Source organism: Pseudomonas sp. H11T01, assembly GCF_048515765.1.
Lineage (GTDB): Bacteria > Pseudomonadota > Gammaproteobacteria > Pseudomonadales > Pseudomonadaceae > Aquipseudomonas.
On sequence record NZ_JBLYED010000033.1, the window covers coordinates 1 to 26,532 of the forward strand.

Sequence of the window (26,532 nt, forward strand, 5' to 3'; positions counted from 1 at the left end):
CGACGATCTTGTCGTAGCATTCCCAGTTACGTGCAGCGCGACCGATGCCACCGTAAACCACCAGTTCTTTAGGGTTCTCGGCGACTTGCGGGTCGAGGTTGTTCATCAGCATCCGCAGCGGCGCTTCAGTCAGCCAGCTCTTGGCGGTCAGTTTGTTACCACGGGCGGCGCGAATTTCAACATCACGGTATTTCGTAGTTTTATTCTCGGTCACGAAAAAACTCCTCAGCGATCAATCCAAACCAGCCCGGCAGCGGGAGAGCAAGCCTGCGCGCAGGGGCTGCGCTACAAGCGGAATAGTTGAAGGTGCGAAGAGGTTTTAGCGACTCTTATGCACACATCTTTACTTGTACATACAAGAGTATGCAATCAAGCGGCCAACTTGTTGGATCGCCGTTCAATAAAGCTTAGGATTCGGCTTGAACGGCTTTGGGACAAGGGTTTGGCGGGAGGCGATTTCTTTTGAGAGGCTTTTCGAAGATGTGACGACTGTTATTTTTAGCGTGGAATTGCGCCACGCTGGGGCGTTCGGTAACATTTTGAGAGATGTTGGTGCGCTTTGGAAACGGCTTCAAACCAGGGCCGAAATCGGCTCTTTCAGACTAGATTTCCCAGACTTGCTGATCGATGACCACGCTGAGGACGTGCCCCCCGCATGCTTCCGAAAACGGTGATACGGATCCAGGCTCTGCCCCAAGGCAATCCTTCGGTCGTCGAGATGCAGCGAAACCTAGACAGCCAAAGGACAGCCTTGAAGTACAACAAATTTACTTCAGGTTTTTCAGCACCGTGGTAAGAACTTCACCGCTACGTACCTGTTCGGTGACACTTACCATATCCGAATAGAAGGCACGGTCATTGTCGGCGACCGGTACTCGACTACGTACCAGATCATAAACCGCCTTAGTGACGCTAGAGGCCTTGTGTACATCATGGAAGTCCAAAGCCTGACAACCCACCAGCAATTCAATCGCAAGCACCGACTCCAGTTTTTCGGAAACCTTGTAAGCCTTGATGACGGCGTTGTAAGCGAGGCTGACCAGATCCTCCTGGTTGCCGCAGGTCGAGAAGCTGTCGACAGAGGAGGGGAATGATAGAGTCTTCATTTCCGCATACAGGCCAGCCGCCGTGTATTGAAGGATCATGTACCCGCTGTTAAGGCCCGGGTTGCGCACCAGAAAGGCCGGCATTTCACTGAAGTGCGAGTTGACCATGCGGTCGATACGGCGCTCGGAAATCTTCGCCAGGTTGGCCAGCGCCACGCACAACGAATCCGCTGACATGCCGATGTAGGTGCCGTCGAAGTTGGCGCCTGAAATGGCAATGCCGTCGCCGTCCTCAAGCGGGTAGATGATCGGGTTGTCGCCCGAGGAGTGAATTTCGTTCTCGATATTTTCCCGGGCGTGATCGATGAATCTTTTCGAAGCGCCATGCACCTGGGGGATGGCACGCAGGCTATAGGCGTCTTGAAGCCGGTAATCAATATTTTCGGCGATCAGTTGGCTATCGTGCAGCATCGCCTTTATATCCCTGGCGGTTTGCGCCTGCTCTTTGTGCGCCTTGATAGAGTGGTAGCGAGGGTCGAATGCGCGAATCGTACCCTTTAACGCTTCCAGCGAAAGGGCTGCGGCGACATCGGCCAGCGAGGCTGTCTGCATGGCGTTGTAGAGCGCCAGAATAGCGATGGCGGTCACTGACGTGGTGCCATTGAGCATGGCCAACCCTTCCTTGCACTGCAGGTCCGTCGGTTGCAGGCCGACCTGTTCCAGTGCGGTGGCGCCATCCACCCATTCGCCGCCATTGACCCTGGCTTTGCCTTCGCCCAGCAGGACCAAGGCCAGGTGCCCCTCGACGGCCAGATAGCCCACCGAACCCTCGCCTGGCGCAAACGGCACGACTTCGTTGTTGAGCAGGCCGGCAATCAGCTCCAACAATTCCAAGCGCACCCCCGAAAATCCTTTGCCAAGGCTGATCAGAATCATCAACTGGATAGCACGAACCTGTTCACGCTTGAGCGGCTCGCCCACTGCAACGGCGTGGGAGCGCACGATGTTGACCTGAAGCTCCTTGGCATTCTGCGGCGAAATCACATGCCGAACGTTATCGCCGAACCCAGTGGTCACACCATAGACCAAGCGATTCTCATCGAGAAAACGCTCGACCAAACCACGGGACTTTTTCACACGGTTCTTGTAGGTCTCGGAAAACGACACCTTGGCCGAATAACGGGCTACCGCGACGAACTCTTCGATGGAGGGCTCTCTATCGCCGAGGATGACCTGAGTGATCTGCTGAGGATGAACTTTCATTGCGAACTCCCGAGAAACGAAATGATTGAGGGGGGGCTGGACCGGCCAGGCCGTCGCTCGATTGAGCGTGGGAGAAGGCTAAAGCGATTCCGATATGAAGAAAATATGGCAATTTCTGTCAATTTTAATAGAATTTCTAAACTTAAAACGCCTTCGAGAGCTTTGCATCGCCATGAACCGCTTACCGCCCTTACGAGCCCTCCAAATATTTGAAACCGTCGGTCACTGCGGCGGTATATCCCAAGCCGCAAAGCGATTGAATATCTCCGTGGGCGCGGTGAGTCAGCAGATGAAGTTGCTTGATGAGGCGCTGGGCATGAGCTTGACGGTCAAGGAGGGACAGCGCTTGCGGCTGAACGCCATTGGCCAGCGTTTTCATGCGCGGTGTTCTATAGCATTTGAAGAATTGAGAGCCGCCGTTTCCGAAGTAGAGCGGTCGAAAAACCCCAACAATTTGTATGTCAGTGGCCTGCCTTCTCTCATGACCAAGTGGCTGGCGCCTCTCACCTACGATTGGCAGCATGAGAATGGTGATCTCGACATTTATCTGGACAGCACGCTGGCGGATACGTCGGAGGAGGAAAACGCAGATTTTCGTATCGGCTATGGCGACCCTGGCCAAGATGCAGGGCATAGCGTTGTACTGTTCCGCGATTGTGTGGTGCCGGCATGCTCACCGACGCTTTTAGGCCATCCAGGCAATGTGGAGCATGCCGGTGACCTGCTCCAATACCCACTTATCCGTATCGATTCGCGACCGAAATTTGACTCACCCCCCTCATGGGCCGAATGGTTTGAGCTGGAAGGCGCTGCCGTCGAGCAGACGATTGCCATACGTCGTAGTTTTTCTTCGTCCAGCATGGCTATTCAAGCCGCCATCGATCACCAGGGAATAGTGCTGGCGCAGTTTTCGATGATTGCCCGTGACATCGATGAAGGGCGCTTGATCATTCCTTGGCAGCGAGCCATGCCTCTTCCCTCGCCGTATTACCTGAGTTGGCACCCTAACACTCTGCAGAAAGCGCAATGTCGGGCATTTCAACGCTGGCTGATTGGCCGAGGGAGAGCACAAGAGGACATTACTGACTCCTTGATAGCTGCGCAGCCCGCCAGCAAGAAGTGATTCGCAACCAAAGAGTTGTTTGCCAGTAACCGCGTCGTAGGCACGAACCACTCCCGAGGGCTTTATCGTGCGGATTGGCTATTTTTGTATCTTGTATTGATAGGAAACAATTGTGCTAAGCTGATTGGCACATTATTGGAGAGCACTCTGACGAAGTGTCGATCGGTAACAGGGTGTCAGTGGTGCGCTCTATTTCCCATCATCTTCTGGCATGACGTCCTGATGAGTCTTGAGTCGGCCCACTTCGTCCAGATGCCTCCAGAGAAATTGCGCGGCTTCTTCACGCCGATCAGATTCGATGAGGTCGAGCAAATGGATGTGTTCCTGGCATTGCGCCATAAGACGAGTGCGATCGACGTTGGCTTTGTAGCCCATGAAACGCCTGAGTTGATTTTGCTGGCGGATGGCGTCGATGAAAAAGACATTTGCGGAGCACTGCACGATCAGTTCGTGAAACTGGGCGCCCACTTGGAACAGTTGGGCACGGGACAAGGTGTAGATATCCCCATCGAGCATGGCCTGCTGTTGCTGCCTGGCCCTGGCAAACGCGGCGTGATTGATCTGATAACCGGGCTCAAGCAGAGCGGCCGGCTCAATGGCCATACGGAAACGGTAGCTTTGGATGTATGTCTGGGCGTTATGCACGAAGTCTTTGAGACTCCATCCTTGCCCTGGCTTGCGCTCCACCATGGCTTCGCTGGCCAGCCTGTTCAATACCTTGAGCAATTGTCCACGAGGCACTTCGTAACGGCGCAACAGCTGCGCTTCGAAAAAGTGGGCAGGTATTTCGCCGCCAAGAATGTCGTCGACTACGCGAAGGTAAAAGTCTTCGAAAGGATCACTGGCGAGAGGGAATGTTGTTTCCTGAATCTGCCCTGCGCCCTGTTTCAGAAAGTAGCCACGATTGGGCTCCTGAATGGCCAGGTCCCACTCGGCGAGCAAGGCAAACACTCGCCGAATAGGCGAACGCGAAACACCAAGCGCTTGGGCGAACGTCTGCTCGCGCAACGGCTCACCGGCTTTCATCGACCGGGCGCGAACCATGTCGATGACGCGTGGGGCCAACTGCAAGGCGAGGTCTTTCTTGATCACAGGCTCTATCTCGAATGGTTAGCTTCAGTCCGTTCCCGTTGGGGCAAATGCCCCCATCGGACTGGAGTTGGAAAATACCATACGAAGAGGATGCGGGTATCTGCACAAAGAGCGCTGTTGGACTTGTCGAATAACCTTGTCGAGGCACATGAGCATGAAGGCTCCACGCATTTTTCTGATCCACGCGACCGCACTGGCGATCGATCCCATCACGGCGGCCTTTGCCCGGCTATGGCCCCAGGCACAGATCGTCAATCTGCTCGAAGACTCGTTGTCCCGAGACCGAGTGGAGGAGGGCGGATTAACCACGAGTATGAAGGCGCGCTTTCTGACGCTTTCCCACTACGCAGTACAAAGCGCAGCGGACGCCATTCTTTTTACTTGCTCGGCTTTCGGTGATGCCATCGACCTATGCAAGCCTGACATTGCCATTCCAGTACTCAAGCCGAACGAAGCCATGATCAACCTGGCGCTAACGCAAGCATCGCGTGTTGCCGTGCTGGCGACGTTCGAACCTACCATCACCTCGATAATGGCTGAGTTCAAGCAAGTGACTGAGCGTAGTGGTCGAGCGCTGGAGGTGGTGCCTTATTTTGTCCCGGGTGCAATGCAGGCACTGAGTGAAGGGAACAAAGAAAGTCACGATACCGCCATCGCGGAAATGGCCAGTCAGGTCGGGGCCTGCGATCTGATCTGTTTCGCCCAGTTTTCGATGACGAGCGCCGCAGGGCAAGCACAGGCTCGCTCTGGTCTGCCTGTATTGACCACTCCCGATAGTGCTGTGCTGGAGCTACGAAGGATGCTCCAGGCTGATGATTACGTTTCTTCCCAGGATGGAGGTTTACCCAATGCTCAAGTTCAATGCTCATCTCGGTTTTCAATTCAATGAATTGCCTTTTCTGCAACGCATCGAAGCCGCCGCCGCAGCTGGTTTTCAGGCGGTGGAGTTTCCGTCTCCCTATGAGTTCGACGCGAGTCTCCTGGCCGATCACCTGGCTCAATACAGTTTGCCGTTGATTCAGTTCGCCGCACCGGCCGGTGTTACCAAAGGCATTGCTGCCCTGGAAGGCAAGGAAGAAGAGTTTCGTGCTGGCTTGGTCCAGGCCGCCAGCTATGCAAAGGCGCTGGCGTGTTCGGATGTCCACATCATGTCTGGAGTGACGACGCAGGAAGAGGCACCGGTCATCTTCGGCGACAATTTGGAGTATGCAGTCAAGTACTTCGAAGATCAGGGCTTGCGGCCTCTTATCGAAGTGATCAGTTCTCAGGAAGTGCCGGGCTATTTCATGTCTGACTTCAGCAAGGCGCAACAGGTGCTGGAGACCTTCCCGAGTGTCGGGCTGATTCTCGATCTTTACCATGCCCAGCTTCTGACGGGAGACGCAGCAGATGTTCTGGCCCGGTTTTATGACAGAACCGTCCATGTGCAAATTGCCGACTGCCCGGGTCGTCACGAGCCGGGAACGGGGAGCATCAACTTTGCTGCCTTGTTCGCGGAGCTGGAGCGGCGTGGCTACTCAGGATGGATCGGTTGTGAGTACCGTCCTTCCGGCTCTACCGTTGCGAGCCTCGACTGGATTAAACACCTAAATGCCTAGTGCTTGCGACCTGCGAACGACACTCGGGCTACACCCATCGCGAAGAACAGATCGCCTTCAGCGAGCCTTATGTGATCATCGAGGGCACTTACCTGGTAGCAGCTGACGCGCCTTATCGTGAAGTCGCTGATCTCGATCAGCCAGGCTTGCGGCTCGCTGTCGGCAAGGGCGCCGCCTATGACCTGTTCCTGACGCGCACCTTGAAAAGCGCCCAGTTGGAACGGGCCGAAACGTCAGCGGCAGCGGTGGACCTGTTCTTCGACAAAGGCTTGGACGCCGCGGCGGGTGTGCGTCAGCCGCTGGAGAAGGTGGCCGCGGCTGACTCCCGTTATCGGGTGCTGGAGGGCGCGTTCACCGCCATTCGCCAGGCGATGGCCGTGCCTCTCCAGTGTGAAGCGGGTGCGGCCTATGTGAGGGCTTTCGTTGAGCGCAAGAAGGCCGAAGGCTTCGTCCACAGGGCACTCGCCGCAAGCGGTCAAGCGGATGTGACCGCGTCGTGTTGCCTCAGATATCCAGGTCAATCACGTATGAGCCATTAAATTCAGGATTTTCATTAATGCCATCTTTTGCATAGCCCCGGGCGTTGCAAATGACGCGGGTATTGCCCACCTGGTAGTCAAAGCTCCCATGGGTATGGCCATGTAGCCAAAGTGCCGGCTGCCAGTCTTTGATCCGGTCTTCGAGGTCTGAAACAAAACTCGAGTTAATCGGCGAACTCGCAAAAAGCGGGCTGATGCTCAACCGTGTTGGTGCGAAATGGGAAACCACCACGGTGGGAATGGTTCTGTTGTTGGTGAAGCAGTCTTCCAGCCAGGCGACTGTCTGTAAAAAAACCAGTTGGGAAATTGCGGGACTGAACAGGTCTTCAAAATCGGGCGAGATTTTTATGTGGGTGAAGTCCCGGATGAGCTTCGTCGCCAGATCAATGCCCTGTGCCCGGTCCTCTGCGGAATCGAAAAGACGATAGTCAGACCACAGGGTGCAACCCAAAAACCGCACGCCGTTGTGGACATACTCCGAACGTTCCAATACGTGGATCTGTGTGCCTTGCGACAACCTGTTCAAGTGCTCGTAAGTAGAGATCAGGTCACTGCCATAAAACTCGTGATTGCCTGCCACGTATACGACCGGAGCAGGGCAGGATTTGGCCCACTCAATGGCCGCTGCCGGTCGGGAGATGTCTCCGGCGAGCACTACAATATCGGCATCCACATCGGGAAAAGGTAATGCGTTGACGGACAAGTGGATGTCGGACAGCAGGGCGATGCGCATTGATCAACTCCTATCGGTTTTACATGGCAGCCCTTTCAACTTACGCGTTGATCACCTCTTGCGACAAGCTTGGCGACTCCCTCTCGATAGCAGAATGGCGACGAGAGGGAGCAAGTCGCTCCCTAAGAAAACGCGCTTTGAATGACCAGGCGTTGTTGCTCAACGTGCATCGTCATATTGCCTGGTGCCGTGGATGCGCCTGGTGGTGGTCCCGCATAACGAAGCGAGGCCGACTCCGGGGTAATGTCACGCAGATAATCATCGACGAATTTCCAGGCACCTTGATTACGGGATTCCTCCTGGCACCAGACCATCGATTTCAAATTTTTATAACGACCGAGTTCATTAGCCAACGCCTCGCAAGGAAAAGGAAAGAGCTGCTCCAGGCGAACCAAAGCGATATGTTCAGCATTGACAGCGCGGCGGTGTGCCAACAGGTCATAGTAGATTTTTCCCGAGCAGGCGATCACACGGGTCACCTTTTGATCTTGCGCAGCAGTGGTAAACCGCTCACCCATAACCTCCTGAAAAGATCCCTTGGTGAACTCCTCCAGCTCGCTCACAGCATCTGGATGCCTCAACAAGGATTTCGGAGTCATCACAATCAACGGCCTGGGTACGGAATGCAAAGCCTGACGTCGCAGCAAATGGAAGAACTGAACCGGCGTCGTAGGCTGACAAACTCGCATGTTGTCTTGCGCACATAATTGCAGGTATCGCTCCAGTCTGGCTGACGCGTGTTCCGGCCCCTGACCTTCTTGCCCGTGAGGCAGCAACAGGGTCAATGCACTGTGCTGGCCCCATTTGGCAGCGCCAGCGGCAATAAATTGGTCGGTAACTACCTGCGCGCCGTTGGCAAAATCTCCGAATTGAGCTTCCCACAGAACAAATGCGTCAGGACGAGCAATGGTGTAACCGTATTCAAAGGCCAAGACCGCGGCTTCGGATAAAACCGAGTTGATGACCGTGAAATTACCCTGCTGCCCTGGGGCCACATGATCCAAAGGCCGATATTTACCCTGTCCACGTACTTCACGATTCTGCGGATTTAAAACGGCGTGCCGATGGCTAAAAGTACCTCGCTCGCAATCCTCCCCACTCAGCCTCACATCGACACCAGCAGACAACACTGATGCGAAAGCAAGGTGTTCACCCATGCCCCAATCTAACGGTTTTGAACCTATTGCCATCTCGCGCCGGCCATTGATGACCTTGGAGACAAGAGGGTGCAATTTGAAATCCGCGGGAAGTTCTGAGATACGAGCAGCTAGCGCTTTGACTTGCTCCAGTGGCGGCGCTGAGTAAACGCTGGTTTTCGGGCATTGCGAGAAGTGTTGAGCCGTCTCTACGGCCATGGAGGTATTTTCCGTACTTTCATTTATAGCGTCAGACTGAGAACTTTCTAGACCGTCGCGGTAAGCCTGCGCGATGGACAAAACCTGCTCGTCAGTGACCAGCCCCGAAGCGACCAGTTTATTTGCATAGATTTGACGTATGCCCGGATGGGCACCGATCGATCGGTACATCAGCGGCTGAGTGATGTTCGGTGTGTCTTGTTCCTGATGGCCGTGGCGCCTGAAGCAGACCAGGTCGATGACTACGCTTTTGCCAAATTCTTTGCGGAAATCGAGTGCGACCTGTACTGCATTGACAACGGCCTCAGGATCATCCCCGTTCACGTGCAAGACCGGCGCCTCAATCAATTTTGCAATGTCGGTGCAGAAAAATGAAGACCTGGTTTCCTGTGGATCAGACGTGGTAAAGCCAATCTGATTGTTCACCACAATGTGTACGGTACCGCCGGTGCCATACCCCTTGGTGTAACTCAGGCTCAGGGTTTCCATGACGATACCCTGTCCGGAAATCGCCACATCGCCATGGATCTCCACCGGCAGCACGGCGCCACGCTCAGAGGCTTCGTACTGCTCGCTTTGGGCACGAGCCATTCCTTGAACAACCGGGTTAACGATTTCCAGGTGAGAAGGGTTGAAGGCCAAGGCGACTTTCACAGGACCGTTTTGCGTCTCTATGTTCCCCGTGAACCCCTTGTGGTACTTCACATCGCCCGCCGGCAGAACATTCGCAGCTTTGTTATCAAACTCATCGAACAGATAAGCCGGTGGCTTGCCAACCGTGTTGACCAGAACATTTAAACGACCACGGTGAGCCATGCCCATTACGACATTACGGACACCATTTTTTGCACCATGGCTGATGAGCTCGTCAAGAAGGACGATCAAGGATTCGCCGCCTTCCAGTGAAAATCGCTTTTGACCGGTGTACCGGATATGTAGATATTTCTCGAACCCTTCCGCCGCCGAAAGGCGCTCAAGAATTCGAAGTTTTTTCTCGGGGCCGAGCGTCGGTTTTGATCGTGTGGACTCAAGACGGTTCTGCCACCAATCGCGTTGCAACGGGTCGCTCAGGTACGTGAACTCTGTGCCTAACGTTGCGCAGTACGTTGCCTCTAATGCGGATACCAGATCAGCGACAGACGCTTCGCCTTTCCAGAATTGATTGCCAGGTAGCTCGATTTTTTTTGCTAAGTCGGCGCTTTCCAGTCCGTGAAACACCGGCGACAGCTCCGGCATGGGAGGTAATGGAGCCCATCGCAGAGGATCAAGGTCGGCACGACGTGCGCCGACCATTCGAAAGGCTGCGATTAATGATTGAGCTGCCAACTGTCTGCGAGCAGTTTCCAGGTCTGGCGCAGCGACCGACAAAGCCTTGCGCCCGGCACGTCGCGCAAACTGTACAAATTGCTCAACTATCGGCGAATGCGCGATGTCATCTATCTGAAGCCCACCCTCTGGGAGGGGCAGCCGAAGTGATTCAAAATAGGTGCGCCATTGATCTGAAACGGCCAAGGAGTCAACGAGAAACTGCTCATATAACTCTTCGACATAGGCGGCGTTGCCACCATGTAAGACTGAAGTTTTTTGGCTTTGCATCGTGACTCCTCGTTTCTCTGCCCTGGATTAGTTAGAGCGATGCTAACGAAAAAGTAACTTCAGACAGGTAGTAGGTGTTGCTGTTCAAGGCCAATACACGTCGATTTTCGGCCAAGCATTCGCCCGAGCAAGACCTGTTCGCGTTTGACTCAAAAACAATTGAATCTGGCCTAAAAGCAATGCTTTATAAACTTGATGTGAACGAGGGGCGGTGCCATCGTTGCGTATCGGGCACCGCCAGATGGGTGATTATCCGCTAGCGATTCCTACTCTATGCTGCTTCGATTTTTTCGTGGTGTGGTTGATCGCCTGCGAGGCTTCCTTGTTTATTGTTTTTGCGCTTTTCTCGGTACTTCTGAAGTTGCTCCGGTATTCTTTCGGTGTGGTATTCAACCGTCGTGAAAAAATCATGCGCATATGTGTTGAATTATGAAAGCCGCAGTTGAATGCAATCGTTTTTAGTGGGTCATCCGTGTCTTCAAGCATTTTTCGAGCGTGGTCAACCCGCACCTGTTCGACGAAAACTGCAGGCGTAACAGCCGCGTACTTGGAAAAAATTCTCGAAAAAGTACGACGACTCACCGATACGGCATCCGCCAGTTGCTCCATCGAGAACGCTTCACCGATGTGATCTGTCACATAGCGCATCACCGTAGTGACGATAGAGTCCTCTTCGGGGCGCAAGGCCAGGAATGGGCTCGATTGTGACTGTCCGCCCTCTCTGTGGATGTACACAACCAGGCGTTTTGCGACGGTTACTGCAAGTTCATTACCCCAGTCTTCGGCGACCAACGACAGGCACAAATCAATGCCTGCGGATACGCCAGCAGAGGTGAAAAGATCTCCATCGCGTACAAAGATTTTGTCAGGCCGGATCAAGGTAAGAGGGAATTGATCTTCAAGGCGCTGAACATCATTCCAGTGTGCGGTCACTTCGCGTCCATCAAGCAAGCCGGCATGACCTAATAGAAATGCTCCATTGCACACCGATCCAAATCGTCGAGATCCATCCGCCTGACGCCGAAGCCAATCCAGAAAGCCTTCCTCTGGCCGTGCGTCCGGCATTCTGGGGCCTCCGGCCACGAGAAGAAGGTCGCAATTGCCCGGATAGTTTTGATAATTATAGGGAACGGCAATCTCCATCCCGTTCGAGCACCGTACATTTCCTGGCCGAACCCCTACCATTGAGACGTCATAACGCTGACCTTCTGGCAGGAACGAATTCGCTTCCGCAAAAACATCGAGTGGACCTGCTACATCCAGCGCCTGGACACCATCAAAAACAACCAGCGCAAGTTTCATCTGAACCATCCTGATCGGCCGTCTGTTGAATGGTACGCCCCATATCCTGCTGATGGCTCCGAGAGATCTCAAGGTCTTCAGACCATCTCGTTCGGAAATGGCCAGAAATCGCTATTCATTGGCTCTAAAGTGAATGCGCAAAAAATCGGCGTGTCTCGATTTGCCCCTACGCTAGTCCCAACTGTGAATACGCCGATAAACGGAGTTAATGCCGATGTGGTACGACACGCCCGCAACAAAATTGTTGGGTATCAGGTTTCCCATTATTCAAGGTCCCTTTGGTGGCGGTCCCTCGTCCGTTGAACTGGTCAGTACTGTATCCAATGCTGGAGGCTTAGGGTCCTTTGGTATGCAGTCACTCGAGCCTGCGCAAATGATTGATGTGGCACGGCAGATTCGTATTGCTACGAGTAAACCGTTTGCCATCAACCTTTGGATGTCTAACGGTGAAGAGACGGGATCAAGCCCCGAAGGCGTTCATCAAGCAGGCGAGCTTTTGCGTCCGTACTACGCGGAACTTGGAAAGGAAGTTCCGCCCCCGCCTGAGCGCTTTATCCCTGATCTGGGCGACCAGCTAGATGCAATGCTCGAAATTAAACCACCCGTCTTCAGTTTTGTTTTCGGTATTCCTCCTGCCGCCATTATTGCTGCCTGCAAGTCATTGGGTATTTTGACGATGGGGACGGCGACCACTGCGCAGGAAGCGAAAGCATTGGAAAATGCAGGCGTCGATTGCATTGTTGCATCAGGATTCGAAGCCGGTGGTCATAAAGGGTCGTTCCTGAGATCGGCTGAAGAATCCCTTACGGGCATATTTCCCTTGATTCCCCAGGTCGTGGACCACGTGGGGATCCCCGTTATCGCTGCCGGTGGCGTAGCTGATGCACGCGGTGTGGCGGCAGCCCTTGCCTTGGGGGCTCACGGCGTTCAGATAGGTACTGCGTTTCTTGCCTGCAAAGAGTCAGCAGCGAGTTCCCCCCATCGCAAGGCCCTTCGCGAGAGTCATTCGGGATCTACGACGCTGACGAAAGCCTTCACTGGGCGCTTGGCGAGGAGCATTTCGAACAGGATGACTACCGAGATGAGTCACAGCAGCTCAAACATTGCGCCCTATCCTATCCAGGCCTGGTTCATGGGGAATCTAGGAGCGGCGCTAATACAAGGCCACGATGACTTCGTTTCTCTGTCAGCAGGGCAATCCGTTTCTCTGATTAGTCACGACAACGCACGAGAGTTAATGGACGAAATCGTTAGAGACACTCCGAAAATTTTTGCGAAATACTGTTTGCATCAATGAGGGGAGGGAACTCAGTTTTTTGCTGATCGCTGGAGGGGGATGTTATTCGTTGGAGCGTATTTTTAAAGTACGCTGACGGCTTAAGTTTGAAAGTAAGCGGATGTTCATTGGTCGGCGAGGTAATGGAGCAGGTCGCTCAGATCGAGACACTGCTTGTGCTAGATCGATGGCGACTCAGACATCTCCACCAGCAGCTGCCCAAATGCATTGGCCGCAGGCGTCTTTCCAGTGACACTCCATATCAGTCTGAAATCAGCATCCACCAGCGGTGGCAGGCCATGTTGACCGTCAATCACCACCATACCGGGCTCTAGATCTCCCAGCGGTAGAGCGGTGACGGCAAGCCCCGCCAATACCGCCGCCCGCAGTCCTTGCTGACTTGGAGAGGTAAAGGCGACCCGCCAATCCACGGTGGAACTCTCCAATGCCTCTACGGCCACCTGGCGGTGCACGCAGGGCGCTGGTGCAAACGCCAGCGGCAAAGGGGAATCGCCGATAAAGTCGAAACTCTGCGCCGCGGCCCAGACAAACCGGGTTTCGCGCAGCACGGTACCGCCGGCTTGACTGCCCGGCAATGCCATGACCACGGCCAGATCGAGCCCATCGGCATCGACCAGTGCGCGCAGATCGAGGTAAGTGCCGACGGTGACATCCAGACGTACTGCGGGAAATTGTCTGGCGAACCGAGTCAGTAACGGCGGCAGGCCGTCGCCGATAAAGTTTTCTGGCACACCGAAGCGCACGGCCCCGGATACCGATGACGCTTCGAAACGCCGGGAGAGGGCGTCTTGCGCTCTGAGGACGTGTTCGGCATGGCGCAGAAAATCTTCGCCATCTTCTGTCAGCGTCAAACGTCGGGTGGTGCGCACCAGTAGCGTGGTACCTGCCTGTTCTTCCAAACGCCGGATCTGATGACTGATCGCTGACTGGCTCAAGTGCAGCCGCTCTGCGGCACGAGTGAAACTACCGGTTTCCTTGATCGCGACAAAAGCACGCAATAGAGCTGGGTCGAAGTCCATTAAGTCCACTCATGACGAATATTAATAAAACTTACGAAATTAAATCATTTCTGTCATTTTTTAATTACTTCCAGAATGTGGCCGGTCACTTGGACGTGTGCCGGGTGACGCTGGCGAGGCTATCGCGTCTTCTCCCTGATGGTGTTCAGGGTGGTCTTGCCAGCGCCTATCAACTTGATCTGGAAGATCACGATGCAGTTCACTTCGTCGCAAAAAGATGTTTTCACAATAGCCGCCGTTTGCTTGGCCTCGCTGATGTTCGGCCTGGAAATCTCGAGCGTGCCGGTAATCCTGCCCACTCTTGAATCGGTTCTGCGCAGCGATTTCAAAGATATGCAGTGGATCATGAATGCCTACACCATCGCCTGCACCACGGTGCTGATGGCCACCGGCACACTGGCGGATCGGTATGGGCGCAAGCGAGTGTTTATCATTAGCCTGATGCTTTTCGGCATTACCTCTCTGGGCTGTGGATGGGCGCACAGCACCAGCGTGTTGATCGCCAGCCGATTCCTGCAGGGGATGTCCGGTGGTGCCATGCTGATCTGTCAGGTGGCAGTGCTGTCTCACCGATTCCAGTCGGGAGCTGCGCGTGGCAAAGCTTTTAGTGCCTGGGGGATCGTGTTCGGCATCGGTCTGGGGTTCGGCCCGATTATCGGCGCAGCTATCGTGGCGCTGTCGAGTTGGGAATGGGTGTTCCTGGTGCATGCGCCCATTGCCGTGCTTGCGCTGGTGCTGGTGATCGCTGGTGTCGACGAATCACGCGATCCGCAGCGTCGCAGGCTGGATGTGTTGGGCATTATTTCGCTGTCGGTGGCAGTGTTAGGCCTTTCCTGGTTCATCACTCAGGGAGCGGGGGTGGGGTTTTCCAGCGGTTCGGCCATCGCCAGCCTGGTTGTGGCAACGGTCAGCTTCATCGTCTTTGTCGTCGCGCAGCGGCGCAATGTCGATCCCATGTTCGATTTCTCTGTATTGCGCATTCGCCGCTTCTCGGGTGCGTTGCTGGGGTCGGCGGGCATGAACTTCAGCTTCTGGCCATTCATGATCTACCTGCCTCTGTACTTTCAAAATAGCCTGGGCTACGCCAGTGTAGGCACCGGTCTGGCATTACTGGCCTATACGCTGCCGACGCTGGTTGTCCCCCCATTGGGCGAGCGGCTGGCGCTGCGCTATCGACCTGACGTGGTGATTCCCGCAGGCTTGTTCACCATAGGTTTGGGGTTCCTGCTGATGAAATGGGGCAGCAGTGTCACGCATGCCAGCTGGCTGACAATGCTTCCAGGCTGCCTGATCGCCGGGATTGGACTGGGGCTGACCAACACACCTGTTACCAATACCACCACCGGATCGGTGCCCAGTGAACGTGCTGGTATGGCATCGGGCATCGATATCAGCGCTCGTATGATCAGTCTTGCAATCAATATCGCGCTGATGGGATTCATCTTGGTGGAAGGCATCCTGTCTTCCCTGCGCAACCAGTTATCTGGCTCGCCCGATGAAGTGCAATTGAGGTTGCTGGCGGAGAATATTTCAGCCGGCAACTCTGCCGTGTTGGCGCAGACTGTCCAGGGGACTACGATTCCGGTCGATGTCGCTAACGCCGCTTTGGCGCATGGGTTTGGCTGGGTGATGCTCTATGGCGGTGTTGCTGCATGGGTACTAGTGGTGGCGAGCTGCTGGGTCTTTCGTTCGAGCAAAGCCGTTCATTCTCAGCAGTGACTGTCATCCGAAGGACTGTGTACGGTTTGACGGCACTTGCGCTTTTCCTGTTGTGGAATCAGCTGCCTATATCTTCATCACGTCCCTGAATCCAATGGCACCCGTGTTTCGTACTTGACCTCCCGCAGCGAAAGGCTCGACTGGATGGCGGCCACGCCCGGCTGACGGCGCAGTACGTGCTCGACGAAGTCGCCGTAGTCATCCAGATCCCGCGCCAGCACCGTCAATACGTAGTCTGCTTCGCCCGTGACTTTGTGGCAGGTCAGCACTTGCGGGAGTGTCTTGACCAATGCCTCGAACCGGTCCGGCGCGTCATTGGCGTGGCCCTCGAAACGCACCTGCACGAAGGCCATGACCCCGTAGCCCAGCATACGGCGGTCCAGGTTGGCCCGGTATCCGCGAATGACCCCCAGCTCTTCCAGATGCTTTCGTCGGCGCCATGCCGGCGTGACGCTTAGCGACAGCTGTTCTCCCAGCGCGGCACTGGAGAGGGTGGCATCGTCCTGCAATAACGCGAGCATGCGCAGGTCTGTAGGGTCCAGATCAGGCAGTGAGATTTTATTTTTCATAATTCACCTTAAGGCAGGAAAGACTTTGCGTATTTTTACGACTTTTGCGCAAAGTCAGCAAAGTTATTTCGCATGAAATTGGCAAACTCTTCTGGTCACCACTTCATGACGAGAGAGCGATGCTTACTGTATTCAACCCAGCACACCGCCTGCACCACGGCACCGAGCTGAAGGATGGCACCCTTGCCCCGTCCTTCGAGAAACCCAGCCGGGCAGACACCGTCCTGGCCCGCGTCACGGAAGTCGGCCTCGGTCGGGTTATCGATGCCACCTCCTATGACCGGCTTTGCTATGTCCGGGCACACAGCGAACGTTATGTCCGCTTTCTCGAATCCGCCTGGGCGCAGTGGTCGGCGACCGGTCGAACCCACGACGCCTTACCGCTTGTATGGCCGGTGCGTGATCTGGCCACGGCTGTCGAACCTGCATTCATCGACGGCAAGCTGGGCTTCTTTGCCATGGACGCCGGGGCGCCGATCACGGCGACGACCTGGGATGCGGTGAAGGGCAGCGCCGATGTGGCGCTCACTGGCGCTGACCTGATCCTTGCCGGTCACAGCAGCGCGTTTGCGCTGTGCCGTCCTCCCGGACATCACGCTGCGCGTGAGTACATGGGCGGCTATTGCTACCTCAACAACGCGGCGATTGCCGCCCAACGTCTACTCGATCAAGGGGCACGGCGTGTCGCGGTACTGGACGTGGACTTCCATCATGGCAACGGCACGCAGAACATTTTCTACGACCGGGCCGATGTGCTCTTCGTCTCGCTGCACGGCGAGCCTTCGATCTCCTACCCGTATTTTTCCGGTTACGAAAGCGAGACCGGCGTCGACGACGGCAAGGGTTACACCTTCAACCTGCCGTTGCCCCGCGGTACCGACTGGGCGCTGTACCAACAAGCGCTGGCCAGGGCGATCGACAAGATCAAGTCGTTTCAGCCCGACCAATTGGTGGTGTCCCTGGGTGTCGACACCTTCGAGAACGATCCTATCAGCCACTTCAAGCTACGCAGCGAAGACTACTTGCCGATGGGCGAACTGATCGCCTGTGTCGGCGTGCCCACCCTGTTCGTGATGGAGGGCGGCTACATGGTTGACGAGATTGGCGTCAACGCGGTGAACGTGCTTCTGGGATATGAGCAGGCAAGCGCTTCAGCCTCACGGTAATAACCACAAGAGAGAGACTGGTGATGACCCGATACATCGATGTGAAGGATGTCTGCGAACTGATGCGCGTCGTAGGCGTGAACGAAATGCTCACCGGCATGGCCGCGTACATCGAGGCCGACTATCGACGTTGGACGCAGTTCGATAAAAGCGCCCGTGTCGCCAGCCATTCCCGCGACGGGGTGATCGAGCTGATGCCCATTGCCGACAGCGAGTTGTACGGCTTCAAATATGTCAACGGACACCCGCGCAACACCTCGGTGGAGATGTTGACGGTCATGGCTTTCGGCGTCCTCGCCCAAGTGGACACCGGCTATCCGACGCTGCTCAGTGAGCTGACGCTGACCACCGCGATACGCACTGCCGCGACTTCGGCGTTGTTCGCTCGGTACTTGGCGCGGCCCGATTCGCGCTCGATGGGAATCATCGGCAACGGCGCACAGAGCGAGTTCCAGGCGCTGGCATTCCATGGGCTGCTGGGCATTGATGAAGTACGTATCTACGACATAGATCCACGGGCTTCACACAAGCTGAAGCGCAATCTGTCCTCGACGCCGGGCCTGACGGTGATCATCGCCGACAGCGTGGCCAGTGCCGTTCGCGGTGCCGATATCGTGACGACGGTGACAGCGGACAAGACCAACGCAACCATCCTGACGCCGGAGATGATCGAGCCCGGGATGCATATCAATGCGGTCGGCGGCGATTGCCCCGGCAAGACCGAACTCCACGCCGATATCCTGCGCGCCGCCCGGGTGATCGTCGAATACGCCCCGCAGACCCGCATCGAAGGCGACATCCAGCAACTTCCCGCAGACTTCCCGGTGATCGAGTTCCAGCAGATCCTCAACGGTCAGGAACCCGGCCGACAATGCCGCGAGCAGGTCACCGTCTTCGATTCGGTGGGTTTTGCGCTCGAGGATCTTTCGGCACTGCGCTACCTGCTGGACCAGGCACTGATTCATGACATCGGTGTGCCTATTAGCCTGGTGCCGTTGCCGAACGATCCCAAGGACCTTTACGGCCTGGCATTAGGCACGAACCGGAACCGGAACCGCCCCTCAATGCGACCGAATGCTACCGCTCATTCACTAGAGCAAACCGTCGCGCAGTGACTCACGTCGCGACGGATAACAACGAAAAAACAATAAAAATTCTGGCTGCCACTCATTCGGGCCTGACGCTTGTACTAGCGATCCGGTCCTTCCTGGAGAACAAAGCCGTGGAGACATCTCATGTCCGCACATCGTGAACAGCTGCACCGTGGCCTGGAAGAACGCCACATCAAGTTAATGGCCCTGGGAACCGCCATCGGTGTGGGCCTGTTTCTGGGCTCGGCCACCGCCATCCGCATTGCCGGGCCGGCCATCCTGCTCAGCTATCTGGTGGCTGGACTGGCGATATACGTCATCATGCGCGCCCTGGGGCAGATGGCCGTGGTCAACCCCGTGGCGGGCTCGTTCAGTCGTTACGCTCAGGACTACATCAGCCCCATGACCGGGTACATAACCGGCTGGAACTACTGCTTTCAGGCACTGCTGGGAGCGATGGCGGAAACCGTGGCGGTGGGCATCTACATGCACCTCTGGTTTCCAGAAGTGCCCACCTGGATCTGGGCGTTGTTGGCAGTCGCCCTGGTGGGCGTGATCAACCGCATGGCGGTCAAGGCCTACGGTGAATTCGAGTTCTGGTTCGCGATGATCAAGGTGGTGACCATTGTATTGATGATCATTGTCGGCGGTTGCGTCATTGTCTTTGGGCTTGGCAACGGCGGTGTAGCGACCGGCATCAGCAACCTGTGGACCCACGGTGGCTGGATGCCCAATGGTTTTTCAGGGGTGTTGCTGGCGCTGCCCATCGTCATGTTCGCCTATCAAGGGATCGAGATGCTCGGCGTCACTGCCGGAGAGGCTCGTGACCCCGAGCGTTCGCTGGCCCGGGCCGTCAATTCGGTGTTTTGGCGAGTCGTCGTGTTCTATGTCGGTACGCTGTTCGTGATCCTGAGCATCTACCCATGGAACGAGATCGGCACCACCGGTAGCCCCTTCGTTCTGACGTTCGAAAAACTCGGTATTCGCTCAGCGGCAGGCATCATCAACTTCGTGGTGCTGACTGCTGCGCTGTCGGCCTGCAACAGCAACCTGTACGGCAGCAGTCGATTGATCTACAACCTCGCCGCTCAAAAACAGGCACCGCAATGGTTGGGGCGGCTATCAACGGCAGGCGTACCCGCCAACGCCGTGGCACTGGCTGTCGTCTGCCTGTTGCTGGGCGTTGTGCTCAACTACGTCGCGCCGGAACAGGTCTTCATCTGGCTGTCTGCGGTATCGACCTTTGGCGCGATTTGGACCTGGGGCGTGATCCTGCTGTCCCACTACCGCTTCAGAAAGCAGACTCAAAAGGGCAGGACTCCTCGCGGATTTCCGCTGGACAGCCTTGTCGCAGGACTGTTCCTCGCGCTGGTGCTCGGTTTGATCGCCTGGCAACCGGAAACGCGCCTTGCCGCCGTTATCGGCCCATGCTGGCTGGTGATGCTGGCGGTGTGTTACGGGCTGTTCGTGCGCAAGCGCAATGGCAAACCTGTTTCTGCGTCGTTCAGTGCTGATTGAAATAGAGATTCCCGGTCCGGGATGAGAGCAAGCTGGCTAGAGCCTGGCTGACCATTGAGCCAGGCTCTACTCGAATCTCGGTGTGGCGTTGCCTTTAGCCACGCACACATGAGGCAGTGGCTTTTTTTGATGATGTGGCCGTCTGTAGTCCATGTGCGTGGACGGGGGCACTTACGCCATTGTCAGCCGTGCACGCTGCTCAGATACTCGAACAACTTAGCCGCTTCCGGGGTTAGCTGCGTCTGAGCGCTGACACCCACAAATAAGGTGCGGTGTGCCCAGTTATCGGTCAAGGCGACAGCAATCAAGCGGGTACCGAGCAATTCGGCACGTACTGATGACAACGGCAATATCCCGATACCCAAGCCTGCCTCAATCATGCGACAGATGCCGTCGAAGCTGCTGACCTGGATGCGAACCTTGAGGATCTTGCCGGCACTCACGGCGGCGTCGGTGATTCTGCGCAGCAACGAGCTACCTTGGTTGAGCGCTACATAATCAAAGCCGAGCGTATCCGTGAAGGACACGCTGCTCTCATTGGCCAGTTCATGGCCGACGGGCACAAGTAGTACGAGTCGGTCGTTACGATAGGGCAGCTTGTGCAGCCCCTCGGCCGGTACGTTATCCGCAAAAATACCGATATCGGCACGCCCGTTTTCCACGGCCTGAATAATGGGTTCGCTTAGCGCTTCTTCCAGCCCGATGCGTACATTCGGGTTTCCTCGCAGGAACTGCGCCAGGTCATCAGGCAGGAACTGGACGACGGCGGAAGTGTTAGCGAACAACCGTACATGCCCTCGCACGCCTACTGCGTAATCACTGGCGTCGCACGCCATACGGTTCACGCTTTCAAGAATTGTTCTGGCGTGTTCAACCATCCCTTGTCCCGCCGCTGTCAGTTCGAGTCCCCTTGGCAGGCGAACGAACAGCGGACACTGGGTCGTTCGTTCCAGCTCGGCTAAACGTTTGCTGGCAGCCGAGACCGTCATGTTGGCCTTTTCGGCGGCACGCGTCAGATTTGCGGATTCAGCGGCGAAGATCAGCAGGCGCAATGACAACAGATCGAAATGCAGGGGATTGATCATCAAGGGGATCCGAGGTTTTCCAATTTGGAAAGAGTAGTGGCGAAATATGAAATTTTCATCTGCCCGATTTGTGTCGATTATCCATGTCACAAGTACTCAACAAGAACGGGAAACGTCATGAGGTTACCTCTGCAAGGTGTCAAGGTCGTGGAGCTCGGTCAACTCATTGCCGGGCCATTTGCGGCGAAGATGCTCGGTGAATTTGGCGCGGATGTGATCAAGATCGAGCCTCCGGTCACCGGAGACCCATTGCGCAAATGGCGCTTGCTGCACGACGGTACTTCCGTCTGGTGGGCCGCGCAATCTCGCAACAAACGCTCGCTGACCCTCGATTTACGCCAGCGTGAAGCCCAACAGGTCGTGCGCCAGTTGCTGGCCGACGCGGATGTGCTGATAGAAAATTTTCGCCCAGGGACCCTGGAAAGTTGGGGGCTGGGCTGGGACACGCTGCACGCGTTGAATCCGAAACTCATCATGCTCCGGGTCTCCGGTTATGGTCAGACCGGGCCCTACCGTGACCGTCCCGGATTTGGCGTGATCGGTGAGGCCATGGGCGGGCTGCGTCATCTTTCCGGCGAGCCCGGTCGGACGCCGGTCAGGGTTGGTGTTTCCATTGGCGACTCGTTATCGGCCTTGCACGGGGTGATCGGGATTCTGCTCGCCTTGCGTCATCGCGAGCAGAACGACGGTGACGGTCAGCAGATCGACGTGGCGTTGTACGAGTCGGTGTTCAACATGATGGAAAGTCTGTTGCCCGAATACTCGGTGTTCAACGTCGTTCGTGAGCCCGCCGGCAGCAGTTTGCCGGGTATCGCCCCGACTAATGCCTATCGCTGCCGTGACGGTGGTTTTGCCTTGATCGCCGGCAATGGCGACAGCATCTATCAACGCCTGATGGAAGTGATTGGTCGCCGTGATCTGGGGGCCGATCCCGATCTTGCGCAAAACCACGGCCGGGTGTTGCAGGTTGAACGCATCGATGCCGCGATCTCCGAATGGACCGCACGGCTCACCCTCGACGAAGTCTTGTCGATTCTGACCGAGGCACGCATCCCGGCCGGCAAGATTTACAACGCCGCCGACATTGCCCAGGACCCGCATTACCGGGCGCGCGACATGCTGCTCGACAGTCACCTGGGCGACGGCACACCGGTGACCTTGCCCGGCATCGTCCCCAAGCTTGGCACCACGCCTGGCAGCGTGACTCGCTCAGCGCCGACCCTGGGTCAGCACACCGCCGAGATTCTTGGCGAGCTCGGTATCGACGCTGCACAGCAAGCCGACTGGCGCCAACGCGGCATCATTTGAACCAGAGGAATGAACATGCAACGTCTTTTCTTGCAGGAAGTCGCCACCCGTGACGGCTTCCAGAATGAAGCGCGTTTTATCGAAACCGTCGACAAAATCGCCATGATCGACGCCCTCAGTCAGTGTGGTTTCGCCAAGGTCGAGGTCACCTCGTTCACTTCGCCCAAGGCCATTACCGCGCTGCGGGATGCCGAAGCGGTGATGCAGGGCATCCGGCGCAACCCTGCGGTGGAATACACCGTGCTGGTGCCCAACGTGCGCGGCGCCGAGCGAGCCCTGGCGTGCAACATCGATGAAGCCAACCTGGTGATGTCGGTCAGCGAACCGCACAACCGCTCCAATCTGCGCATGAGCCGCGAGCAGTCGTTTGCCCAGCTCAGCGAAGTGGTCAGCGTCATCGGCCACGGCCCGGTGGCGATCAATGTGTCGTTGTCGACGGTGTTCGGCTGCCCGATGCAGGGCGATGTACCGGTGGGGGAGGTGTTGCACTGGGTCGAGCGCTTTGCCGAACTGGGCGCCCGCGGCGTGACCTTGTGCGACACCACTGGCATGGCGTACCCGAGTCAGGTCGAGGCGCTGTCCCGGGCAGTACGTGTGCGTTTTCCAGCGCTGCAACTGACCCTGCATTTCCACAATACCCGCGGCATGGCCCTGGCCAATGCGCTGGCGGCCATCGAGGCCGGGGTCGATCGTTTCGATTCGTCCCTTGGCGGCCTGGGTGGTTGCCCTTATGCGCCGGGGGCCAGCGGCAATGTGTGCACCGAAGACCTGTTGCACATGCTGCAGTTGATGGGCTTCAACACCGGGGTTGATCTGGACCGGGTGCTGGCGGTCGCCGCGCAGTTGCCGGGTCTGATCGGTCACGATATTCCCAGCCAGATTCTCAAGGCCGGTAAACGCCTGGACCTGCACCCGATACCCGCCCATGTCGCCAGTCTGGAAAAACAGGTGCCGTCGGCCCGAACCCAGGAACTGCATCCATGATCGACCATCTTGACCACCTGGTGCTGACCACCATCGACCCCGTGGCTGCCGAGGATTTTTACGTGCGAGTCATGGGCATGCAGCTGGAAACCTTCGCTGGCGGGCGCAAGGCATTCGCCTTCGGTCAGCAGAAAATCAACCTGCACGTTCGCGGCCATGAGTTCGAGCCTAAGGCGCACTTGCCGGTGCCGGGAGCGCTGGACCTGTGTTTTATCGCCTCGATCCCGCTGAACCAGGTGATTGCCCACCTGACCCGTGTCGAATGGCCAATCATCGAAGGCCCGGTGTTGCGCACCGGTGCCACAGGTCCCATCCGTTCGGTGTATGTGCGTGATCCGGACCTGAACCTGATCGAGATTTCTGAACCCGTCCAGCCGGAGCGTGCAGCATGAAAGTGGTGTTTCTCGACAGCGACAGCCTGCCCGTGAGCATTACTCGCCCGGCCTGGGTCACGGACTGGCAGGACCGCCCCGACACGACGCCGGACCAAGTGGTGGAAGCCGCCCGGGATGCCGATGCCGTGATCACCAACAAGGTGCGCATCGGCCGGGCTGAACTTGAGCAACTGCCGAACCTGCGATTCATCTGCGTCGCGGCTACCGGCTACGACTGCATTGACTTGGCGGCCTGCCGTGATTTTGCCGTGACGGTGTGTAACGTCCCGGCCTACTCAGCGCAAAGCGTCGCCGAGTCGGTGATCGCTTCGATCTTCGCCCTGCGTCGACAGCTGTTTGCCTACCAGGCGGCAGCCGCGCGGGACTGGCCAGATTCGCGGCATTTTTGCGTGCACCGTGCGCCGATTAAGGATGTGCAGGGCAGCGTGCTGGGCATTGTCGGCAAGGGTGGTATCGGTCTGGCCACGGCGCGTCTGGCGAGCGCCCTGGGCATGCAGTTGCTCTTTGCCGAACACCGTGGAGTGATCCCGGTGCGTAAGGGTTACCAGTCCTTTGAAACGGTGTTGGCGCAAAGCGACGTGATTTCTCTGCACTGTCCGTTGACCGAGCGTACCCGACACCTGATCGGATCCCGGGAACTGGCGCAGATGAAACCCGGCGCCTTGCTGGTCAATACCGCTCGCGGTCCGTTGGTGGATGAAGCGGCGGTGCTCGATGCACTGGACACCGGACGCCTCGCTGGCGCTGCCCTCGATGTGCTGTGCCAAGAGCCGCCACCGGCCGACCACCCATTGCTCAACAGCCGTCATGCCAACCTGATCGTCACTCCCCACGTGGCCTGGGCCAGCCAGAGCAGCCTGCAACGGCTGGCCGACGGCATCCTTGGCAACCTGCAGGGCTACCACTCGGGGAACCTGATCAACCTCGTGTCGTAAACGCTTCACCACCCAATAAGAAGGTCCACTCCCTGGCGACCGGCCGCGCACCGACACGGCGGCCGACTGCCTGGGAAAATGCATCACGCCTGCGAGGAAGCCATCATGACAACAACAATTACACCCTTGATTGCCGAAAAACCCCCAAGCCATTCACGACTGCGCCGCGTGTTCTGCCATCTGTATGTGCAGGTGCTGCTGGCGATTGTGTTGGGCATCATCTTCGGCCATTTCTACCCCAGCCTCGGCGAAGAAATGAAGCCTTTGGGCGACACGTTTATCAAGCTGATCAAGATGCTGATTGCGCCGATCATCTTCTGCACCGTGGTCAGCGGTATCGCCAGCATGCAGAGCCTCAAGCGCATCGGTCGGGTCGGTTTCAAGTCGTTGCTGTACTTCGAAGTGCTGACCACCCTGGCGTTGGTGGTCGGGCTGATCGGGGTCAACTTGATGCAACCTGGCTCAGGCATGCACATCAACCCGTCGACCCTCGATGTCCATGCCGTCGACAGTTACAGCAAGCTGGCCCATGAACAGAGTGTTGTGGGGTTCCTCACCCATATCGTACCCAGTACCGTGTTTGGCGCCTTTGCCGAGGGCGATATCCTCCAGGTGCTGTTCATTTCCATCCTGTTTGCATTCGCCTTGCAGATGCTCGGTGCTGCCGGCAAGCCGCTGCTGAACCTGATCGATCTGGTGGCCCAGGCATTTTTCCGCATGGTCAAGATCGTGATGTATGTCTCGCCGCTGGGGGCCTTTGGCGGCATGGCCTTTACCATCGGCAAGTACGGCGTGGGTTCCCTGGGCGCATATGGCAACTTGCTGATCTGCTACTACGTGACGGCGCTGTTTTTTGTGTTTGTGATTCTCAATCTGGTTGCGCGCCTGGCAGGTTTCAGCCTGTGGCAGTTTCTCAAGTACATCCGCGATGAGCTGTTTCTGGTGCTGGGTACCTCTTCTTCAGAGTCAGCATTGCCTCGGTTGATGGGCAAGCTTGAGCGACTGGGGTGTGAGAAGTCGGTGGTGGGGCTGGTGGTGCCTTCGGGTTACTGCTTCAACCTCGATGGCAGCTGCATCAACATGACGGTGTTGGCAATTTTCATCGCCCAGGCGCTGGATATCCCCCTCGACCTGTGGCATCAGATCACGTTGTTGTTAATTCTGTTGCTGACCTCCAAGGGCGCGGCCAGTGTCACCGGCGGCGCGTTCATTACCCTGGCCGCCACCCTGGGTAGCCTGGATGTGATTCCGGCAGCGGGGCTGGTGCTGGTGCTTGGGGTCTACCGGTTTATTTCCGAGGGCGGGGCGTTGATCAACGTCATCGGCAATGGTGTTGCCACGCTGTTCATTGCCAAGTGGGAAGGGGCGCTGGACGAAGAGAAGCTGGCGGCCGAATTACACAAGGGTTGTGCCCGTGAGCTAGAGGTACAGTCCTGAACGAGTTGTCGCAAGACAGCCCCAAGACCGCCCGGTCCACGAAAGCTGAGCGGTTTTGGGTTTCTAAAACGGTATCACCAGAAGCAAGGTTGTGGGCCTGGTGACCAACACCATGACTGCCCTGAAACTGGTCAATCAAGCCAAGGAGAGTGGTGTCGAGTTGGCACTGGCTAAAGAGTCGATGGCACTTGAGCCGATTGGCGCAGGCATGCGCAGGGATGAGCCGGCTTTTCTGGCCAAGGTCAATGCGTGTTTGATGACGATGGAGACGGCGGGGGAGATCGATGCTATTTGGGATCGCTGGATCGGCCCGAACACCGCCTACAAGATGTCGCACCGGGAGTGTAGATCGGTCCGCATGT

Annotated in this window: 21 protein-coding genes and 3 pseudogenes; 15 read left to right on the forward strand and 9 right to left on the reverse strand. The window is 56.7% G+C overall.

Features of this window, described 5'->3' with window-relative positions:
* Both ACN1C3_RS28935 and ACN1C3_RS28940 read right to left on the reverse strand, forming a co-directional pair.
* Window positions 1-214 (reverse strand): annotated as a pseudogene (locus ACN1C3_RS28935) (urocanate hydratase); the annotation flags it as partial.
* 553 nt (window positions 215-767) lie between these two features.
* Window positions 768-2,309, reverse strand: a complete 1,542-nt coding sequence (locus ACN1C3_RS28940; RefSeq protein ID WP_419119136.1) for an HAL/PAL/TAL family ammonia-lyase — start codon at window positions 2,307-2,309, stop codon at window positions 768-770.
* A gap of 94 nt (window positions 2,310-2,403) precedes the next feature.
* On the opposite strand from ACN1C3_RS28940, the gene ACN1C3_RS28945 reads away from it, so the two are divergent.
* The gene (locus ACN1C3_RS28945) at window positions 2,404-3,432 is read left to right on the forward strand and encodes a LysR substrate-binding domain-containing protein (RefSeq protein ID WP_419119137.1); all 1,029 of its coding nucleotides are present in this window, start codon (window positions 2,404-2,406) and stop codon (window positions 3,430-3,432) included.
* A 189-nt stretch (window positions 3,433-3,621) separates the two neighbouring features.
* On the opposite strand, the gene ACN1C3_RS28950 is transcribed toward ACN1C3_RS28945, so the two are convergent.
* Entirely contained in the window at window positions 3,622-4,524 is a 903-nt protein-coding gene (locus ACN1C3_RS28950) for a GntR family transcriptional regulator (protein ID WP_419119138.1), read from the reverse strand.
* Between the two features lie 154 nt (window positions 4,525-4,678).
* Here ACN1C3_RS28950 and ACN1C3_RS28955 point away from each other — a divergent pair, with 154 nt between their 5' ends.
* The 3 genes and pseudogenes from ACN1C3_RS28955 to ACN1C3_RS28965 form a co-directional block, all read left to right on the forward strand.
* Window positions 4,679-5,413: an aspartate/glutamate racemase family protein gene (locus ACN1C3_RS28955; protein ID WP_419119139.1), complete on the forward strand. Its 735-nt coding sequence runs from the start codon at window positions 4,679-4,681 to the stop codon at window positions 5,411-5,413.
* Complete coding sequence (locus tag ACN1C3_RS28960; protein WP_419119140.1) at window positions 5,373-6,122, forward strand: hydroxypyruvate isomerase family protein; 750 nt, start codon at window positions 5,373-5,375, stop codon at window positions 6,120-6,122. The genes ACN1C3_RS28955 and ACN1C3_RS28960 overlap by 41 nt, the downstream gene beginning before the upstream one ends.
* A 38-nt stretch (window positions 6,123-6,160) precedes the next feature.
* Window positions 6,161-6,661, forward strand: a pseudogene (locus ACN1C3_RS28965) (restriction endonuclease); the annotation flags it as partial.
* Here ACN1C3_RS28965 and ACN1C3_RS28970 read toward each other — a convergent pair.
* From ACN1C3_RS28970 to ACN1C3_RS28980, 3 genes are all read right to left on the reverse strand, one after another.
* Window positions 6,627-7,394 carry a metallophosphoesterase gene (locus ACN1C3_RS28970; RefSeq protein ID WP_419119141.1) on the reverse strand — a complete coding sequence of 256 codons (768 nt, stop codon included), beginning with the start codon at window positions 7,392-7,394 and terminating at the stop codon, window positions 6,627-6,629. The pseudogene ACN1C3_RS28965 and the gene ACN1C3_RS28970 sit on opposite strands and share 35 nt — an antisense overlap.
* Window positions 7,395-7,516: 122 nt before the next feature.
* Entirely contained in the window at window positions 7,517-10,345 is a 2,829-nt protein-coding gene (locus ACN1C3_RS28975; protein ID WP_419119142.1) for a 2-oxoglutarate dehydrogenase E1 component, read from the reverse strand.
* 249 nt (window positions 10,346-10,594) lie between these two features.
* Window positions 10,595-11,647, reverse strand: a complete 1,053-nt coding sequence (locus ACN1C3_RS28980; RefSeq protein WP_419119143.1) for a GlxA family transcriptional regulator — start codon at window positions 11,645-11,647, stop codon at window positions 10,595-10,597.
* 214 nt (window positions 11,648-11,861) lie between these two features.
* Between ACN1C3_RS28980 and ACN1C3_RS28985 the strand changes: the two genes are divergently transcribed.
* Window positions 11,862-12,944: an NAD(P)H-dependent flavin oxidoreductase gene (locus ACN1C3_RS28985; protein ID WP_419119144.1), complete on the forward strand. Its 1,083-nt coding sequence runs from the start codon at window positions 11,862-11,864 to the stop codon at window positions 12,942-12,944.
* Window positions 12,945-13,102: 158 nt separating this feature from the next.
* Here the strand turns inward: ACN1C3_RS28985 and ACN1C3_RS28990 are convergent, their stop codons facing one another.
* Window positions 13,103-13,963: a LysR family transcriptional regulator gene (locus ACN1C3_RS28990; RefSeq protein ID WP_419119145.1), complete on the reverse strand. Its 861-nt coding sequence runs from the start codon at window positions 13,961-13,963 to the stop codon at window positions 13,103-13,105.
* Window positions 13,964-14,155: 192 nt separating this feature from the next.
* Between ACN1C3_RS28990 and ACN1C3_RS28995 the strand changes: the two genes are divergently transcribed.
* Window positions 14,156-15,682 carry an MFS transporter gene (locus ACN1C3_RS28995; RefSeq protein ID WP_419119193.1) on the forward strand — a complete coding sequence of 509 codons (1,527 nt, stop codon included), beginning with the start codon at window positions 14,156-14,158 and terminating at the stop codon, window positions 15,680-15,682.
* Window positions 15,683-15,759: 77 nt separating this feature from the next.
* Here ACN1C3_RS28995 and ACN1C3_RS29000 read toward each other — a convergent pair whose 3' ends face one another.
* The gene (locus ACN1C3_RS29000; protein WP_419119146.1) at window positions 15,760-16,251 is read right to left on the reverse strand and encodes an Lrp/AsnC family transcriptional regulator; all 492 of its coding nucleotides are present in this window, start codon (window positions 16,249-16,251) and stop codon (window positions 15,760-15,762) included.
* Window positions 16,252-16,370: 119 nt separating this feature from the next.
* Between ACN1C3_RS29000 and ACN1C3_RS29005 the strand changes: the two genes are divergently transcribed.
* The 3 genes from ACN1C3_RS29005 (at window position 16,371) to ACN1C3_RS29015 (ending at window position 20,026) form a co-directional block, all read left to right on the forward strand.
* A complete protein-coding gene (locus tag ACN1C3_RS29005; RefSeq protein WP_419119147.1) occupies window positions 16,371-17,417 on the forward strand; it encodes a histone deacetylase family protein in 1,047 nt (348 codons plus the stop codon).
* A 23-nt stretch (window positions 17,418-17,440) separates the two neighbouring features.
* Window positions 17,441-18,532, forward strand: coding sequence for an ornithine cyclodeaminase (locus tag ACN1C3_RS29010; RefSeq protein ID WP_419119148.1), 1,092 nt, complete (start codon window positions 17,441-17,443; stop codon window positions 18,530-18,532).
* Between the two features lie 120 nt (window positions 18,533-18,652).
* Window positions 18,653-20,026, forward strand: a complete 1,374-nt coding sequence (locus ACN1C3_RS29015) for an amino acid permease (RefSeq protein ID WP_419119149.1) — start codon at window positions 18,653-18,655, stop codon at window positions 20,024-20,026.
* Window positions 20,027-20,208: 182 nt separating this feature from the next.
* Here ACN1C3_RS29015 and ACN1C3_RS29020 read toward each other — a convergent pair whose 3' ends face one another.
* A complete protein-coding gene (locus ACN1C3_RS29020; protein WP_419119194.1) occupies window positions 20,209-21,111 on the reverse strand; it encodes a LysR family transcriptional regulator in 903 nt (300 codons plus the stop codon).
* 117 nt (window positions 21,112-21,228) lie between these two features.
* Between ACN1C3_RS29020 and ACN1C3_RS29025 the strand changes: the two genes are divergently transcribed.
* The 6 genes and pseudogenes from ACN1C3_RS29025 to ACN1C3_RS29050 form a co-directional block, all read left to right on the forward strand.
* Window positions 21,229-22,419: a CaiB/BaiF CoA transferase family protein gene (locus ACN1C3_RS29025; protein ID WP_419119150.1), complete on the forward strand. Its 1,191-nt coding sequence runs from the start codon at window positions 21,229-21,231 to the stop codon at window positions 22,417-22,419.
* 15 nt (window positions 22,420-22,434) lie between these two features.
* On the forward strand, window positions 22,435-23,403 hold the full coding sequence (locus ACN1C3_RS29030; RefSeq protein ID WP_419119151.1) for a hydroxymethylglutaryl-CoA lyase: 969 nt from the start codon (window positions 22,435-22,437) through the stop codon (window positions 23,401-23,403).
* Window positions 23,400-23,795, forward strand: a complete 396-nt coding sequence (locus ACN1C3_RS29035; RefSeq protein WP_419119152.1) for a VOC family protein — start codon at window positions 23,400-23,402, stop codon at window positions 23,793-23,795. The genes ACN1C3_RS29030 and ACN1C3_RS29035 overlap by 4 nt, the downstream gene beginning before the upstream one ends.
* Window positions 23,792-24,733: a D-2-hydroxyacid dehydrogenase gene (locus tag ACN1C3_RS29040; RefSeq protein ID WP_419119153.1), complete on the forward strand. Its 942-nt coding sequence runs from the start codon at window positions 23,792-23,794 to the stop codon at window positions 24,731-24,733. Before ACN1C3_RS29035 ends, ACN1C3_RS29040 begins: the two co-directional genes overlap by 4 nt.
* Before the next feature lie 105 nt (window positions 24,734-24,838).
* The gene (locus ACN1C3_RS29045; RefSeq protein ID WP_419119154.1) at window positions 24,839-26,170 is read left to right on the forward strand and encodes a dicarboxylate/amino acid:cation symporter; all 1,332 of its coding nucleotides are present in this window, start codon (window positions 24,839-24,841) and stop codon (window positions 26,168-26,170) included.
* 73 nt (window positions 26,171-26,243) lie between these two features.
* Window positions 26,244-26,513, forward strand: a pseudogene (locus tag ACN1C3_RS29050) (ABC transporter); the annotation flags it as partial.
* Window positions 26,514-26,532 lie beyond the last annotated feature (19 nt).